Origin of the sequence: Streptococcus mitis (genome assembly GCF_009496155.1) — a bacterium.
GTDB classification, from domain to species: Bacteria; Bacillota; Bacilli; order Lactobacillales; family Streptococcaceae; genus Streptococcus; species Streptococcus mitis_BQ.
Genome location: NZ_WIJP01000010.1, coordinates 42,346 through 59,174, shown reverse-complemented (window position 1 = coordinate 59,174; position 16,829 = coordinate 42,346). Strand labels below are relative to the sequence as shown.

General features: G+C 41.7%; 17 protein-coding genes. 15 read left to right on the top strand and 2 right to left on the bottom strand.

The genetic code is table 11. From position 1 onward, the window contains the following. Positions 1 to 75: 75 nt before the first annotated feature. The 13 genes from GEZ84_RS07255 to pflA all read left to right on the top strand — a co-directional run bounded on the left by GEZ84_RS07255 (position 76) and on the right by pflA (position 13,746). Entirely contained in the window at positions 76 to 2,106 is a 2,031-nt protein-coding gene (locus GEZ84_RS07255) for a bacteriocin-associated integral membrane family protein (protein ID WP_194252043.1), read from the top strand. Position 2,107: 1 nt separating this feature from the next. Beyond that, positions 2,108 to 2,749 carry an ABC transporter ATP-binding protein gene (locus GEZ84_RS07250; protein ID WP_153224040.1) on the top strand — a complete coding sequence of 214 codons (642 nt, stop codon included), beginning with the start codon at positions 2,108 to 2,110 and terminating at the stop codon, positions 2,747 to 2,749. Continuing rightward, on the top strand, positions 2,742 to 3,050 hold the full coding sequence (locus tag GEZ84_RS07245) for a hypothetical protein (protein WP_000333264.1): 309 nt from the start codon (positions 2,742 to 2,744) through the stop codon (positions 3,048 to 3,050). The genes GEZ84_RS07250 and GEZ84_RS07245 overlap by 8 nt, the downstream gene beginning before the upstream one ends. A 258-nt stretch (positions 3,051 to 3,308) precedes the next feature. Beyond that, positions 3,309 to 4,181, top strand: a complete 873-nt coding sequence (gene rsmA / locus GEZ84_RS07240) for a 16S rRNA (adenine(1518)-N(6)/adenine(1519)-N(6))-dimethyltransferase RsmA (RefSeq protein WP_153224039.1) — start codon at positions 3,309 to 3,311, stop codon at positions 4,179 to 4,181. Between the two features lie 668 nt (positions 4,182 to 4,849). Then, entirely contained in the window at positions 4,850 to 5,623 is a 774-nt protein-coding gene (locus GEZ84_RS07235) for a cell surface protein (protein ID WP_153224038.1), read from the top strand. A gap of 593 nt (positions 5,624 to 6,216) precedes the next feature. Then, positions 6,217 to 7,095 carry a ribosome small subunit-dependent GTPase A gene (gene rsgA / locus GEZ84_RS07230; RefSeq protein WP_153224037.1) on the top strand — a complete coding sequence of 293 codons (879 nt, stop codon included), beginning with the start codon at positions 6,217 to 6,219 and terminating at the stop codon, positions 7,093 to 7,095. 10 nt (positions 7,096 to 7,105) lie between these two features. Then, on the top strand, positions 7,106 to 7,762 hold the full coding sequence (rpe, locus tag GEZ84_RS07225; RefSeq protein ID WP_153224036.1) for a ribulose-phosphate 3-epimerase: 657 nt from the start codon (positions 7,106 to 7,108) through the stop codon (positions 7,760 to 7,762). Continuing rightward, positions 7,725 to 8,387, top strand: a complete 663-nt coding sequence (locus GEZ84_RS07220) for a thiamine diphosphokinase (protein WP_153224035.1) — start codon at positions 7,725 to 7,727, stop codon at positions 8,385 to 8,387. The genes rpe and GEZ84_RS07220 overlap by 38 nt, the downstream gene beginning before the upstream one ends. Before the next feature lies 1 nt (position 8,388). Then, positions 8,389 to 9,645, top strand: coding sequence for a DNA recombination protein RmuC (rmuC, locus tag GEZ84_RS07215; protein WP_194252042.1), 1,257 nt, complete (start codon positions 8,389 to 8,391; stop codon positions 9,643 to 9,645). Beyond that, a complete protein-coding gene (locus tag GEZ84_RS07210) occupies positions 9,635 to 10,576 on the top strand; it encodes a 3'-5' exoribonuclease YhaM family protein (protein WP_153224033.1) in 942 nt (313 codons plus the stop codon). Before rmuC ends, GEZ84_RS07210 begins: the two co-directional genes overlap by 11 nt. A 105-nt stretch (positions 10,577 to 10,681) precedes the next feature. Continuing rightward, a complete protein-coding gene (gene purR / locus GEZ84_RS07205; RefSeq protein WP_023943469.1) occupies positions 10,682 to 11,509 on the top strand; it encodes a pur operon repressor in 828 nt (275 codons plus the stop codon). Between the two features lie 66 nt (positions 11,510 to 11,575). Then, on the top strand, positions 11,576 to 12,826 hold the full coding sequence (locus GEZ84_RS07200) for a diaminopimelate decarboxylase (protein WP_153224032.1): 1,251 nt from the start codon (positions 11,576 to 11,578) through the stop codon (positions 12,824 to 12,826). Positions 12,827 to 12,951: 125 nt separating this feature from the next. Continuing rightward, the gene (gene pflA, locus GEZ84_RS07195; RefSeq protein ID WP_153224031.1) at positions 12,952 to 13,746 is read left to right on the top strand and encodes a pyruvate formate-lyase-activating protein; all 795 of its coding nucleotides are present in this window, start codon (positions 12,952 to 12,954) and stop codon (positions 13,744 to 13,746) included. A 188-nt stretch (positions 13,747 to 13,934) separates the two neighbouring features. On the opposite strand, the gene yidC is transcribed toward pflA, so the two are convergent. Together yidC and GEZ84_RS07185 are read right to left on the bottom strand one after the other, a co-directional pair. Next, entirely contained in the window at positions 13,935 to 14,861 is a 927-nt protein-coding gene (gene yidC / locus GEZ84_RS07190; RefSeq protein WP_319946436.1) for a membrane protein insertase YidC, read from the bottom strand. A 78-nt stretch (positions 14,862 to 14,939) separates the two neighbouring features. Then, positions 14,940 to 15,218, bottom strand: a complete 279-nt coding sequence (locus GEZ84_RS07185; protein ID WP_001174612.1) for an acylphosphatase — start codon at positions 15,216 to 15,218, stop codon at positions 14,940 to 14,942. Between the two features lie 33 nt (positions 15,219 to 15,251). Here GEZ84_RS07185 and GEZ84_RS07180 point away from each other — a divergent pair, with 33 nt between their 5' ends. Both GEZ84_RS07180 and GEZ84_RS07175 read left to right on the top strand, forming a co-directional pair. After that, positions 15,252 to 15,992, top strand: a complete 741-nt coding sequence (locus tag GEZ84_RS07180; protein WP_153224030.1) for a TrmH family RNA methyltransferase — start codon at positions 15,252 to 15,254, stop codon at positions 15,990 to 15,992. Positions 15,993 to 16,046: 54 nt separating this feature from the next. Continuing rightward, a complete protein-coding gene (locus GEZ84_RS07175; RefSeq protein ID WP_153224029.1) occupies positions 16,047 to 16,730 on the top strand; it encodes a Bax inhibitor-1/YccA family protein in 684 nt (227 codons plus the stop codon). Positions 16,731 to 16,829 lie beyond the last annotated feature (99 nt).

The following is a 16,829-nucleotide window of genomic DNA, read 5'->3' as shown; positions in this document are numbered from 1 at the left end:
ATGGTATAGCCCTATTGTTTAGCTTTACTTGGTCACCTTCTCACTAAGTGACCAAGTAACTTTTTGGAGGAAATGATGAAACGTTTATTTATTTTGATTTCAATGGTATTGGTATCGCTTTATATGGTGCTAACTTCCGTTGACCATCGAGAAGAGATTTTATTTGGTAACTATCCCTCTGTTGATGTGACAGGAATGGTGATAAATCAACCAGTAGCTGGTCGCGAAGAGGTGACAGAGGCTTTGAGTCACTTGGCGGTAGAGCATAATAGTCTCATCGCCCGTCGGATCGTTGAGCCAAATGAAGCTGGAGAAACACGCTTTACCTATGCCACTTATGGTCAGGGAGAGCTTCCAGCAGGTCTGACCATTTCCTCCAAGGAGAGTGCAGAAACGAGTGATTTATTAGGGTCTTACTTGATTGTGTCAGGAAGTTTGGATGGAGTGAGCTTACAGACCACCTTGAAAGAACTTGGCTATCAAGGCTTTGTTTCGAATGGAGAAGATCCATTTTCGATAGTCTTACTATTGGCTGTCACCCCTATGGTGCTACTGAGTTTAGCTATTTTTCTGCTGACCTTTATGAGTTTGACTCTGATTTATCGGATAAAATCCCTCCGTCAAGCAGGGATTCGTTTAATAGCTGGTGAGAGCTTGTTTGGGGTTGCTCTCAGACCGGTCTTAGAAGATATGAGACAGCTTATCTTCTCGGTGCTGGTATCCAGTTTTTTGGGATTGGGGATTCTCTGGTATCAAGGTGCCTTGTTTATGGCAACGGTGCAACTGGTCATCATTGGTCTTTTGCTTTATGGATTGGCCTTGGTAGGGATTTCTACCTTATTAAGTGTCGTGTATCTACTTGGTTTACAGGAAAATAGTCTGGTGGATCTATTGAAAGGGAAACTCCCTCTCAAACGTATGATGACATTGATGATGGTGGGGCAACTCTTGGCAGTGCTGGTGGTCGGCTCGAGTGCGACTGCTCTCCTACCCCACTACCGTGAAATGCAAGAAATGGAGAGAGCTAGCGATAAATGGAGTCAGTCCTCAGGTCGTTACCGTCTATCCTTTGGTTGGTCTAGTGCATTTGCCGATGAAGAAGGAATGCGTAAGGATAATCGTGAGTGGCAGACATTTACTGAAGAACGGTTAGCCAATACAGACTCTTTTTATATCATGAGCAATGTTGACAAATTCTCAAATGGCGCAGAAGTGGATCTAGATGGCAATCGTCTCAATGACTACACACCGTCAGGGAATGTCATCTATGTCTCACCGCGCTATCTGATAGAAGAAAAGATTACCGTTTCTTCAGAGTTTATGGACAAGATGCAAAACTTGTCTGAGGGAGAGTTTGGGCTGATCTTACCTGAGAGCTTGAGAGAGCAGTCTTCCTACTATCAAGGATTATTTACAGATTACCTGCAAAATTTTTCATCTGAAAGTGTAGAAGTGACGAGTCAGAAACACTACCTCCCACAGGTAACGCTAGCTTTTACAGAAACAGGACAGGAACGCTTCCTCTATAACGATGGGTACAAGACGACACGTCAATATCTAAAAGATCCGATTATTGTGGTTTTAACGCCACAAGCGACTGGAACAAGACCTGTTGCAGGAATGTTATGGGGAACTACGGCTAATAGTGCCTTAAAACTAGATCGATATAGCGACAGCATCACAGCTCTAAAAGAGCAAGGTCTGTATCACAAGGTCTCTTACTTGGTAAAAAGCCAGCTATTTTTTGCCAAGGTACTAAATGACAAACGGATGGAGTTCTACTCTCTCCTTATTGGGACGATTCTGACCCTGTCTACGGCTATCTTGTTATTTGATTCCATGAATCTTCTCTATTTTGAGCAGTTCAGAAGGGAGATTATGATTAAACGTCTTTCTGGTATGACAATCTATGAACTTCATGGCAAGTACTTACTGGCGCAAGGAGGAGTTCTCTTGCTTGGGCTAATCCTATCTAGTGTTTTGACAGGAGATGGTTTGATCAGCGCTCTAGTTGTAGCTTTGTTTACTCTTAACGCCCTCTTGATTTTAGTAAGGCAGGATAAAAAGGAAGAAGCTGGTAGCATGGCAGTATTGAAAGGAAAATAAGATGATTGATATTCAAGGATTGGAAAAGAAATTTAATGACCGTGCGATTTTCTCTGGTTTAAATCTCAAGCTGGAGAAGGGCAAGGTTTATGCCTTAATCGGAAAGAGTGGAAGCGGAAAGACGACTTTGCTTAATATCTTAGGCAAACTAGAAAAGATAGATGGTGGAAGGGTTCTCTATCAGGGGAAAGATTTAAAAACCATTCCCACTCGTGAGTATTTTCGAGACCAGATGGGCTATCTCTTTCAAAATTTTGGCCTTTTAGAAAACCAATCAATCAAAGAGAATTTGGATTTGGGCTTTGTTGGTCAGAAAACCTCAAAAGTAGAACGTTTGGAAAGGCAAGTGGAGGCTTTAGAACAAGTTAATCTAGGGTATTTGGATTTAGAACAAAAAATTTATACTTTATCTGGGGGAGAGGCCCAACGAGTTGCCCTTGCGAAGACTATTTTGAAAAATCCCCCCTTGATTTTGGCGGATGAACCAACAGCAGCTCTTGATCCTGAAAATTCAGAGGAAGTTATGAATCTCTTGGTGGGCTTGAAAGATGAAAATCGAATGATCATCATTGCGACCCATAATCCCCTAGTCTGGAATAAGGCCGATGAAATCATTGATATGAGGGGGCTTGCTCATGTGTGAAAAAATCCGTATTCGCAGGGTATCTGATTATCCTAGTGCCAGAGGTGGTTTAGAAGATATCCTCATCATGGAAAATATGACCAACCATCTCCTTTTGGTTCAAATCCGAGTGAATGGATATTTGCTTGATTTTGCTAGTATTGAAGGTCAAAGGCAAAAGCATTATCGTTTGAAAAATTTACCTCAAACGGTTGAACTGACAGTGGACGATGTGGAGGAGGATGTAGATTTGACCCTACCTGAAAATCGAAGTTATCAAGAAGCTGATTTTTTCGAACGTATGTTTCGAGAGAACCGATAAGTTCACCTTTAAAGATTTCCAAGAGTCTGGGACAAAAGTCTAACCTTAAATATAAAAAGCGAACAAAACGAGTTATCCGACACTCAGAATTCTATCTTGTTCGCTTTTTTGTCTAATCTATCGGTTTTTAAAATTTATAATAAAGAATTCCTGAAATCAAAATCTTTTTGTCCCAGACTCTTTTAGTATGATTTTCACCCCCAAAATACAAGGGGAATGTGTTACAATAGAAGTAGCAGATAATAGAAAAGAGAATAGATGAGAATTGCAGATTATAGCGTGACCAAGGCAGTGCTGGAGCGTCACGGTTTTACCTTTAAAAAGTCCTTCGGGCAAAATTTCTTGACGGATACCAATATCCTACAAAAAATCGTGGATACGGCTGAGATTGATGACCAGGTTAATGTCATCGAAATCGGGCCAGGGATTGGTGCCTTGACAGAATTTTTGGCTGAGCGTGTAGCAGAAGTTATGGCCTTTGAGATCGACCACCGTTTGGTACCGATTTTGGCAGATACCCTACGTGATTTTGATAATGTGACTGTAGTCAACGAGGACATTCTTAAGGTTGACTTGGCGCAACATATCCAGAGTTTTAAGAATCCTGACCTGCCAATCAAGGTAGTGGCTAACTTGCCTTATTACATCACGACGCCTATTCTCATGCACTTGATCGAGAGTGGCATTCCTTTTAGTGAATTTGTCGTCATGATGCAAAAAGAGGTGGCGGACCGCATTTCAGCCCAGCCAAACACCAAATCCTATGGTAGCTTGTCGATTGCGGTTCAGTACTACATGACTGCCAAGGTTGCCTTTATCGTGCCTCGGACTGTCTTTGTGCCAGCGCCAAATGTGGACTCGGCCATTTTGAAAATGGTGCGTCGTCCAGAGCCAGCCGTAGCAGTAAAAGACGAGAACTTCTTCTTTAAGGTTTCCAAGGCTAGTTTTACCCATCGCCGAAAGACCTTGTGGAACAATTTGACAGGTTACTTTGGCAAGACCGAGGAAGTCAAGGACAAACTGACCAAAGCTCTAGACCAAGCAGGCTTGTCACCAAGTGTGCGTGGGGAAGCTCTCAGCTTGGCAGAATTCGCCAGCCTAGCAGATGCCTTGCAAAACATCTTTAAATAGTGTTAGTTAAGCTATGAAAATGCCAAAAGAGGCTGGGACAAAAACTTAATTTTAGTAAAAAATGAAGTAGATCTTTCTATGATAAAACGCATATTATCAAGGTTTTTCAACACCTGATAATATGCGTTTCTCTGATTTTAAAGACTTTTGTCCCAGCATCTTGGTATATATAGTAGATTGAAATAAGATATGAACAAAGAGATTAGGAAAGTCAAATTAATTTCTAGAAATGTTTTAGAATCCTTAGTGTACTATTCTAGGTTCAATCCATTATAGTTCGTATTAAATCAATGAATCAGTAGTTGATTGGGCACTTCATTAGATTTTTAAGCTCGTGAAATACCTGTTTCTGCCCCATCGATTTTTCATTCGACATTTATATATGAAATTTACTCTAACAATACTATTCTATCATAAAACTAGTAGAAAAAACAGTCTTGTATTTATTTATTTTTGTGATACATTAGTAGGTGAATAAGGGCATGTTCAATAGACTTAGAAAGGAGTTTTTTGTAGCAAACTATTGAAATATATGTAGCCAAGATTTGGAACAGTTACCTATAGGAGTGTGAATTGCTTTCAGATAGATATCCTATTCTGAAATATAAGGAAACGTTCATCTTATATTAGCTATTTTTACTCCTCTTGAAAATGGGAAGGATATATTCATGAGAAAAAAATTAGTCAATAGCCTTATGTGTGCAGTGGTTCTATCAGGATTTCCTATTGCGACTTATGCAAATGAGAAGAATATTGGTCCAAATATAACGGTTTCTAATGGGCAAACTAGATTATCTATACCTGAAAAAAATGGGGTAGAAGTGATTCAGTCTGAAGAAAATCGAGTTGTATATGAGGTGAAAGAGGCAGCTAAAATAAAAACTAGCGATGGAGATATGGTGGCCCCCATTGTTGTGGATAGCCGTATTACTTCTATAAACAATCAAGTAGTACAAGGAAAAACTGTTTATACCGCTGATTTAGAGAAGGCTACTTTTACTGAAGAGGGTTACAATAAGCTTGCTAAACCAACGAATATATTAGAACATATTTTTGGTATACAGAAAGTGCACGCTTATACTCAAAACATTACTACTCATCAAAGTCAGTTTGATAGTACTTATAGTGTGGAATTGTATACTGTTGTTCACTGGGTGAGTCATGATGGAGGTGTACAAAAAAATATTACTAAAATAAGTGGAGGAGTTGACTTCCATGAAAGGGATATCGAAATAGAATCTTCAAGTGTGGAAGTTAGACAAGGTGGTTTGTATTCATCCCAGCAAAAATGGTTTAATCCAGGTGCAAGAAGTAGTTGGGAGTATAGCACAGGTTTTTCTAAGGTTGGACCAGGTGAAAATCGGGTAGTAACTAATTATACTGTTAAGTTGATTCGATATGGAGATAGATGGTCAGCTTACTTGCAAAATAATCCATGGTAGAGAATATGAAAAAAATAATTAGTCCCCTTCTTTTTTTAGTGAGCTATTGTTTACCTTTCTATAAAGTAGTTGATGTGATTGATGGAGAAACGACTGAAAGTATGATTTATGGTTTTCAATTTATGTTGCGAAATTGGTCAATCTATCTACTTTGTCTGTTCTTATTGATGATTTTTCTATGGCGAAAGCAAGGATGGATTCTAATTGTAGCAGTATTTATGTATGTTCTTTGTTTACTATCTCTAACGACCTATGATTTCTATCAATTTCCAATCATCTATCTACCAGGCTATTTTATAGAGTCTGTCTTTCCCCATATGATGTATGGAATTTATATTCATATTTTTTGTCTTGCTTTATTAGGTTTTTTCTATTACACACAGAAAAAGTAAAGCGAACAGGGAGTTTTAGGCTCTCTGTTCGCCTGTTTTTATATAAGGAGGTAGATTCGTTATTTTTGTATAAAACTTTGTATCTAAAGCGTGAGTGTATCTTTTTCTTTTAGAATAGACTTATCGAAATTGTAATAGAGAAGCTAAGCTAAAATAGCTTTTTTTTGTTATAATGGAACTAACAATTTTAAAGGAGTTATTTTGCAGGGACAAATCATTAAAGCCTTGGCAGGGTTCTACTATGTAGAAAGTGATGGCCAGGTATATCAAACACGCGCGCGTGGGAATTTCCGTAAAAAAGGGCATACTCCCTACGTTGGGGATTGGGTCGATTTTTCTGCCGAGGAAAATTCAGAGGGCTATATCCTTAAGATTCACGAACGGAAAAATAGTCTGGTCCGTCCGCCCATTGTCAATATCGACCAAGCTGTAGTAATCATGTCCGTCAAGGAACCTGAATTTAACAGCAATTTGCTGGATCGTTTCTTGGTTCTTTTGGAGCATAAGGGCATCCATCCCATTGTCTATATTTCCAAAATGGATTTGTTGGAAGATAGAGGTCAACTGGATTTTTATGAACAGACTTATGGTGACATCGGCTATGACTTTGTGACCAGTAAAGAAGAACTTTTGCCCTTGTTAACAGGCAAGGTTACAGTCTTTATGGGGCAGACAGGTGTTGGGAAGTCAACTCTTCTCAATAAAATCGCACCGGATCTCAATCTTGAAACAGGAGAAATTTCAGATAGTCTGGGTCGTGGGCGCCACACTACTCGAGCAGTTAGTTTTTATAATCTCAATGGGGGTAAAATCGCAGATACACCAGGTTTTTCATCTCTGGATTATGAAGTGTCAACAGCAGAAGATCTCAATCAGGCCTTTCCAGAGATTGACAGTGTCAGCCGAGACTGTAAGTTTCGTACTTGTACCCATACCCATGAGCCGTCGTGTGCGGTTAAGACAGCTGTAGAAGAGGGTACCATTGCAACCTTCCGTTTTGACAACTACCTGCAATTCCTCAGCGAAATTGAAAATCGCAGAGAAACCTATAAAAAGGTCAGCAAAAAAATTCCAAAATAAGGAGAAACCGATGTCTCAATACAAGATTGCTCCGTCAATTCTGGCAGCAGATTATGCCAATTTTGAACGTGAAATCAAACGTCTAGAAGCAACTGGGGCAGAGTATGCCCATATCGATATCATGGATGGTCATTTTGTGCCACAAATCAGTTTTGGTGCGGGTGTGGTCGAATCTCTTCGTCCTCATAGTAAGATGGTTTTCGACTGCCACTTGATGGTGTCAAATCCTGAGCATCATTTAGAGGACTTTGCGCGTGCAGGTGCAGACATCATCAGTATCCATGTGGAAGCAACGCCTCATATTCATGGTGCCCTCCAAAAAATTCGTTCACTCGGTGTCAAGCCATCTGTTGTTATCAATCCTGGTACGCCTGTTGAGGCGATTAAGCACGTGATTCACCTAGTTGACCAAGTCTTAGTCATGACAGTGAACCCTGGCTTCGGTGGGCAAGCTTTTCTACCTGAAACCATGGATAAGGTTCGTGAGTTGGTTGCCCTTCGTGATGAAAAAGGTTTGAACTTTGAAATCGAAGTGGATGGTGGGATTGATGATAAAACGATTGCTCAAGCCAAAGAAGCTGGTGCGACCGTTTTTGTAGCAGGTTCCTATGTCTTTAAGGGAGATGTCAATGAGCGAGTACAAACTCTCAGAAAACAACTGGACTAGGGTTGCCGTTTTTGCTGGCGGAGACCGCGGTCATTATCGGACGGACTTTGATAGCTTTGTCGGTGTGGATCGAGGCTCACTCTGGGTCTTGGAGCAAAACCTACCTCTTGCTCTAGCAGTCGGAGATTTTGATTCTGTGACCGAAGAAGAGCGACAGGTGATTCAAAAACGTGCCCTGCGCTTTGTTCAAGCCCAGCCAGAAAAGGATGATACCGATTTGGAATTGGCTCTCTTAACCATTTTTGAGAACAATCCTCAGGCTGAGGTTACTATTTTCGGTGCTTTAGGTGGTCGTATTGATCACATGTTGGCTAATGTCTTTCTGCCCAGCAATCCCAAGTTGGCGCCCTATATGCGCCAGATAGCGATTGAGGATGGGCAAAATTTGATTGCCTATTGTCCAGAAGGGACCAGTCAGCTACATCCCCGTTCAGACTACGACTATCTAGCTTTTATGCCGGTTCGGGATAGTCAACTGACCATTCTTGGTGCCAAGTATGAGTTGGCAGAGGAAAATTTTTTCTTTAAAAAAGTGTACGCTTCTAACGAATATATAGATAGGGAAGTGTCGGTGACTTGCCCAGATGGCTATGTGGTTGTGCTGCATAGTAAGGACAGGAGGTAGGATGGAAAGTTTACTTGTTCTATTATTGCTTACCAACCTAGCTGGTCTCTTTCTGATTTGGCAAAGGCAGGATAAGCAGGAAAAACATCTCAGCAAGAACTTGGAGGACCAGGCAGATCACTTGTCAGACCAGTTAGATTATCGCTTTGAACAAGCCAGACAAGCCAGCCAGTTGGACCAAAAAGACTTGGAAGTGGCTGTCAGTGACCGTTTGCAAGAAGTGCGAATTGAATTGCACCAAGGGCTGACGCAAGTCCGTCAAGAAATGACAGATAATCTCCTCCAAACCAGAGACAAGACTGACCAACGTCTCCAAGCCTTGCAGGAATCAAATGAGAAACGTTTGGAACAAATGCGCCAAACGGTCGAGGAAAAACTAGAAAAGACCTTGCAGACGCGCTTGCAAGCTTCTTTTGAGACAGTTTCCAAACAACTGGAGTCAGTCAATCGTGGCCTTGGAGAAATGCAGACAGTTGCCCGCGATGTTGGAGCCCTCAATAAGGTTCTCTCAGGAACCAAAACGCGAGGAATTCTGGGAGAATTACAACTGGGGCAAATCATCGAAGACATCATGACCCCTGCCCAGTATGAACGAGAATACGCAACGGTTGAAAACTCTAGTGAACGAGTGGAGTACGCCATCAAGTTACCCGGACAAGGCGACCAGGAATACGTCTACCTACCAATTGACTCTAAGTTTCCACTGGCAGATTATTACCGCTTAGAAGAAGCCTATGAAGCAGGGGACAAGGATGAAATCGAACGCTGTCGTAAGTCGCTCTTAGCAAGTGTCAAGCGCTTTGCCAAGGATATCAAGAGCAAATACATAGCACCGCCTCGGACGACCAATTTTGGAGTTTTGTTTGTTCCGACAGAAGGTCTCTACTCAGAAATCGTCCGCAATCCTGTTTTCTTTGATGACTTGAGACGGGAAGAGCAGATTATTGTCGCAGGACCAAGTACCCTGTCAGCTCTGCTCAACTCCCTATCGGTTGGCTTCAAGACTCTCAATATCCAAAAGAGTGCCGACCATATCAGTAAGACCCTTGCTAGCGTTAAGACCGAGTTTGGCAAGTTTGGTGGTATTCTGGTCAAGGCACAAAAGCATCTCCAACATGCCTCTGGCAATATTGATGAACTATTAAACCGTCGCACCACAGCTATCGAGCGGACGCTCCGTCACATTGAGTTATCAGAAGGTGAGCCTGCGCTTGATCTACTCCATTTCCAAGAAAATGAGGAAGAATATGAAGATTAGTCACATGAAAAAAGATGAGCTGTTTGAAGGATTTTACCTAATCAAATCAGCTGACCTGAGGCAGACACGAGCTGGGAAAAACTACCTAGCCTTTACCTTCCAAGATGATAGTGGCGAGATTGATGGGAAGCTCTGGGATGCCCAACCTCATAACATTGAGGCCTTTACCGTAGGTAAGGTTGTCCACATGAAAGGACGCCGAGAAGTTTATAACAACACCCCTCAAGTCAATCAAATTACCCTACGCTTGCCTCAACCTGGCGAACCAAATGACCCAGCTGATTTCAAGGTCAAGTCGCCAGTTGATGTCAAGGAAATCCGAGAGTATATGATTCAGATGATTTTCAAAATAGAAAATCCTGTTTGGCAACGAATTGTCCGAAATCTCTACACCAAGTATGATAAGGAATTCTACTCCTATCCAGCAGCCAAGACCAACCACCATGCCTTTGAAACGGGTTTGGCCTATCATACGGCGACCATGGTGCGTTTGGCAGATGCTATTAGCGAAGTCTATCCTCAGCTCAATAAGAACCTGCTCTATGCAGGGATTATGCTGCATGACTTGGCTAAGGTCATTGAGTTGACGGGGCCAGACCATACCGAGTACACAGTGCGAGGCAATCTCCTTGGGCATATCGCTCTAATTGATAGCGAAATTACTAAGACAGTGATGGAACTCGGTATCGATGATACCAAGGAAGAAGTCGTTCTGCTTCGTCACGTCATCCTCAGTCACCACGGCTTACTTGAGTATGGAAGCCCAGTCCGTCCACGCATTATGGAAGCAGAGATTATCCATATGATTGACAATCTGGATGCAAGCATGATGATGATGTCAACAGCTCTGGCTTTGGTAGATAAAGGAGAGATGACCAATAAAATCTTCGCTATGGACAATCGTTCCTTCTATAAACCAGATCTAGATTAATAATTTAAGAAAAATGAGCATTTTTTAGGATAAGAATGTTCGTTTTTTTGTGTGAATATGGTATAATAGATAAAATATCAAAATTAAATGAAGTGGGAAATAGAAATGAAATTAAGAAGAAGTGATCGGATGGTTGTCATTTCCAACTATTTGATTAATAATCCTTATAAACTAACTAGTCTCAATACTTTTGCTGAAAAGTATGAATCTGCTAAATCATCCATCTCAGAAGATATCGTCATTATCAAACGCGCCTTTGAGGAAATTGAAATCGGTCATATCCAGACAGTAACTGGGGCTGGTGGAGGTGTTATCTTTACACCGTCTATTTCGAGTCAGGATGCTAAGGAAATGGTTGAAGACTTGCGTGCCAAGTTGTCAGAAAGTGACCGTATCTTGCCAGGTGGCTACATCTACCTGTCTGATTTGCTTAGCACACCAGCTATCTTGAAAAACATTGGTCGTATTATTGCCAAGAGCTTTATGGACCAAAAAATTGACGCGGTTATGACTGTAGCGACCAAGGGTGTTCCACTTGCAAATGCAGTTGCCAATGTCCTCAATGTTCCCTTTGTCATTGTACGCCGTGACTTGAAAATTACCGAAGGTTCAACGGTTAGCGTCAACTATGTTTCAGGTTCAAGTGGTGACCGCATTGAGAAAATGTTCCTTTCAAAACGTAGTCTCAAGGCAGGAAGCCGTGTCTTGATTGTGGATGACTTCTTGAAAGGCGGAGGAACTGTCAACGGGATGATCAGTCTCTTGCGTGAGTTTGATTCAGAATTGGCAGGTGTAGCGGTCTTTGCGGACAATGCCCAAGAAGAACGTGAAAAGCAGTTTGACTACAAGTCACTCTTGAAGGTAACCAATATTGATGTCAAGAATCAAGCCATCGATGTTGAGGTTGGAAATATCTTTGACGAAGATAAATAAGAAATAGAACTAAAGGTTGGAACGATTGTCCCAGCCTTTCTTTGCAAATAGAATAGAAGGAAGCTTATGAAAACACCATTTATCAATAAAGAAGACTTAGAAGAGATTGTTGCCGAGTTCCCCACTCCCTTTCACTTGTATGATGAGAAGGGAATTCGTGAGAAGGCAAGAGCCGTCAACCAAGCCTTTTCGTGGAACAAGGGCTTTAAGGAATATTTTGCAGTTAAGGCTACTCCAACCCCAGCTATTTTGAAAATTCTCCAAGAGGAAGGCTGTGGCGTGGACTGCTCTAGTTATGTAGAGCTTTTGATGAGTCATAAACTGGATTTTCCAGGTTATGAGATCATGTTCTCTTCAAACAATACGCCAGATAAGGAATATGCCTATGCGCGTGAATTGGGTGCGACCATTAACTTGGATGCTTTTGAAGATATTGAACATCTGGAGCGAGCAGCAGGCATTCCAGAAATCATCTCATGTCGTTATAATCCTGGAGGCGTTTTTGAACTGGGGACAGACATCATGGACAATCCTGGAGAAGCCAAGTTTGGCATGACCAAGGACCAGCTCTTTGAAGCTTTTGCTATCTTGAAGGAAAAAGGAGCCAAGACCTTTGGGATTCACTCCTTCCTAGCGTCCAATACCGTGACCCATCTCTATTATCCAGAGTTGGCTCGTCAGCTTTTTGAATTGGCTGTTGAAATCAAGGAAAAGTTGGGTATTTCGCTAGACTTTATCAATCTTTCTGGCGGTATTGGTGTCAATTATCGTCCAGACCAGGAGCCAAATGATATTGCCTTGATTGGCGAGGGAGTTCGTAAGGTGTATGAAGAGGTTCTTACGCCAGCAGGTCTTGGTCAGGTTAAGATTTTCACCGAATTGGGTCGCTTTATGCTAGCCCCTCATGGTGCTTTGGTCACAAGAGTTACTCATAAGAAGAAAACCTACCGTACCTATCTAGGTGTGGATGCATCAGCAGTCAACCTTATGCGTCCAGCCATGTACGGAGCCTACCACCATATCACCAATCTGACACATCCAGATGGGCCAGCTGAAGTGGTAGATGTGGTCGGTTCACTCTGTGAAAACAATGATAAATTTGCAGTGAATCGTGAACTGCCTCATACAGAAATTGGTGATTTGCTGGTAATTCATGATACAGGTGCCCACGGTTTTTCAATGGGCTACCAGTACAACGCCAAACTTCGTTCTGCGGAAATCCTTTATACTGAAGAAGGCAAAGCCCGTCAAATCCGCCGTGCAGAGCGCCCTGAGGACTATTTTGCAACCTTGTATGGTTTTGATTTTGAAGAATAAAATGATAATTAATTGAAAATGAAATTGAAAAACAGATTGCTTTCTAAAAAATAGGCAAAAATCTTGTTTTTCCTTCAAGTCATGATATAATAAAACTATAAAACGTTTTCAAGGAAGGTAACGATATGTCTGAAGAAACAATTGATTATGGACAAGTGACAGGAATGGTGCATTCAACGGAGAGCTTTGGTTCGGTAGACGGACCTGGTATTCGCTTTATTGTCTTTTTGCAGGGCTGTCACATGCGTTGCCAGTATTGCCACAACCCAGATACTTGGGCGATGGAGTCCAATAAATCACGTGAACGGACGGTAGATGATGTCTTGGCAGAGGCCTTGCGCTACCGTGGTTTCTGGGGAAATAAGGGTGGGATTACAGTCAGTGGAGGAGAAGCCCTCTTGCAGATTGATTTCTTGATTGCCCTCTTTACCAAGGCTAAAGAACACGGAATCCACTGTACCTTGGATACTTGTGCCCTTCCTTTCCGTAATAAACCACGTTACCTTGAAAAGTTTGACAAACTCATGGCTGTCACTGACTTGGTCCTCTTGGATATCAAGGAAATCAACGAAGAACAGCACAAGATTGTTACTAGCCAAACCAATAAAAATATCTTGGCCTGTGCCCAGTATCTATCAGATATCGGAAAACCTGTCTGGATTCGCCACGTGTTAGTTCCAGGTTTGACAGACAGAGATGATGACTTGATTGAACTTGGTAAGTTCGTCAAGACCCTCAAAAATGTTGATAAGTTTGAAATTCTACCATATCACACCATGGGTGAGTTTAAATGGCGTGAATTGGGAATTCCATATTCTCTCGAAGGGGTTAAACCACCAACAGCAGACCGCGTCAAGAACGCTAAAAAACTCATGGATACCGAAAGTTACCAAGACTATATGAAACGTGTACATGGATAAAAAAGAAGCCTGATGGAAACATCGGGCTTTTGATACTCAATGAAAATCAAAGTGCAAACTAGGAAGCTAGCCGCAGGTTGCTCAAAACACTGTTTTGAGGTTGCAGATAGAGCTGACGTGGTTTGAAGAGATTTTCGAAGAGTATGACTTGCAAAAAGACTTAGCAAACCAGCTAAGCCTTTTTCTTCTTATCTCGAACGTTGTTTTCCAGCGTTGCGATTTTTGTGTTTTTTCTTGCTTGTGATAGCAGTTGGTTGTTCAGGAGTAACGTCTTTTCGTCCACTTGGTGTAGAGAAAGAACTTGCTTTTGGTGGGTTCTTTGCCAGTTCTTCACGGACTTTTTTGCGAAGTTTTGGACGAACGATATAGTTGACGATAAACTGTTGGAGAATCATCATGAAACCACCGACAACCCAGTAAAGTGTGACACTGGCTGGTGAAATGAGGGAGAAGACAACAATCGTGATTGGGCTCACGTAAGCCATTTTCTTGATTTGTTCTCTTTGCGTTTCATCTTCTACTCCGTGAAGTGAAAGGAGCGATTGAAGATAGTAAAGGACACCTGCGCAGGCAACCAAAATCATACTTGGAGAACCTAGAGGAATGCCTAGGTAGCTTGCTTGAGCAACCCCTTCAGTATGTTGGGCAGCAAAGTAAATTGCAGAGAAGAAAGGCATTTGAAGGAGGATAGGGAAACATCCTACACCACCAAACATGCTGATGCCGTGCTCTTTTTGAGCGGCAAAGAGAGCTTGTTGGGCTTCGAGTTTTTCTTCTTGAGTCGTTGCTTCCTTGAGACGTGTTTGGTGTGGCTCAAGGACGTGCTTGAGGGCGTTCATCTTTTCAGAGTGAAGCGTTGCCTTCCATGATTGGTAGATACCAAGTGGTAAGATGATCAAGCGCACGATAATGGTTACGATGATGATAGCGACCCCGAAGCCTAGACCTTGATCATTAGCGAAGTACTTGATAGCTTCAGCCATAGGCGCTCCGAAAGTATTCCAAATGACTCCTGTTGGCTGTCCTGTGGCTTTATCGACGCTAACACAGCCAGTCAAGACAAGCAACATAGCCACTCCCATAGCTGAGAGTGCAAAACGTTTAATAGATTTCACTGTTTTTATTCCTTCTTTTAAAAATAATACCTTTCTATTCTACTGTTTTTTTACAAAATATACAATAGTTCTAGAGACCTAATTTGCGATTTTAAAGTCAGGGTAGGGAGGAAAGTTGCTTAGTTTGACATCTAAATAGCTGACTTTTGAAAAAGGTGTGGGTCCTTTGCGGATTTCTTGGATAAATTTCGCCATGATAGCAGATGAGTCTGCTTGGGCTAAGATTTCCACTGTGCCATCGTCGTTATTCCATACCCGACCTGTGATGCCACCAATTTCAAGGGCCAAGCTATAAACACCCCAACGAAAGCCGACTCCCTGCACCCTGCCTTGGGCAATCATTCTAACCTTTTGCATACCAAACCCCTTTGATTGTGTTATAATATTTCTATGACTATTATAACCTCAAAAGCCAATTCTGTGGTAAAAAATGCCAAGAAATTACACCAAAAAAAATACCGCAAGTCTGCCTATTTGATTGAAGGCTGGCACTTGTTTGAAGAAGCTGTTCAAGCTGGAGTGACGATTGAGAAAATCTTTGCCCTAGAAAATTACCGAGATCAGTTAGCTGCTTTTCCGCAAACTGTCTGGGTGTCAGAGGATATTTTGCTAGATTTGGCAGATTCTCAGACTCCACAGGGAATTGTTGCCGTCGTTCAAAAAGAAGAAGTAGGGCAAGTTGACTTTAGTCAGGGCAAGTTTTTATTTTTGGAAGATGTGCAAGATCCTGGTAATGTCGGAACTATCATTCGGACTGCGGATGCAGCAGGTTTTACTGGAGTGATTGTTTCAGATAAATCGGCAGATATCTACAGTCTCAAGACCCTCCGTTCCATGCAAGGCAGTCATTTCCACCTGCCCATTTATAGGATGTCGAGTCAAGCGCTTCTTAAGGAAATCAAAGAGGCAGGTATCTCAGTGCTGGCAACAACCTTATCTAAAGATTCTGTTGATTACAGAGAACTGCCTCCTATAGAAAATTTTGTACTAGTCATGGGAAATGAGGGTCAAGGAATTAGTCCCCTTATGGCTGAAAGTGCAGACCAGTTGGTCCATATTAGTATGAAGGGGCAGGCTGAGAGTTTGAATGTTGCAGTTGCAGCTGGTATTTTGATTTTCCATTTAAGCTAATTTTAACTTTTTTTGTTATAATCAAGGAAAGATGTTCATAGAAAAGGAGAAAAGATGAATCACACTATTATTCATGACCACGCAGGTCTCAATCAATTTTACGCTAAGGTTTATGCCTTTGTTGGTCTGGGGATCGGATTATCCGCTTTAGTATCAGGCCTTATGTTGACGGTCTTTCAATCTCAGTTGGTTTACTTTTTGATGCAAGGGCGTCTCTGGTTGACCATTGCTACTTTTGCGGAGTTAGCCTTGGTTTTCGTTGCTAGTAGTATGGCTTCAAAGAATAGCCCAGCAGCTCTTCCAGTATTTTTACTTTACTCAGTATTAAACGGCTTTACCCTCAGTTTTGTGGTGGCCTTCTATACTCCAGGTACAGTTTTATCTGCCTTTGTATCGAGCGCTCTTCTCTTCTTTGTCATGGCGGCAGTCGGTATGTTCACTAAGAAAGATTTGAGTGGGATTGGTCGTGCTATGATGGCAGCTCTTATCGGTTTGCTGATTGCTATGATAGTCAATATTTTCTTGGCTAGTGGTTTCTTTGATTATATGATTAGCGTGGCCATGGTTTTAGTTTTCTCAGGGTTGATTGCTTGGGATAACCAAAAAATTCGCCGTGCCTATGAACAATCACAAGGTCGTGTAGCGACAGGCTGGGTTGTGTCAATGGCTCTCAGTATCTATCTTGATTTTATCAATCTCTTCCTAAGTATTCTACGTATCTTCGGTCGTAATGACTAAAGGTCTATGAAATCAGTGTTTTGAATGACACTGATTTTTTTTAAAATTTCTCTTTTCTTTTCTTGGAAATAGGTGTATAATGCTTTTAATTAAATTTTT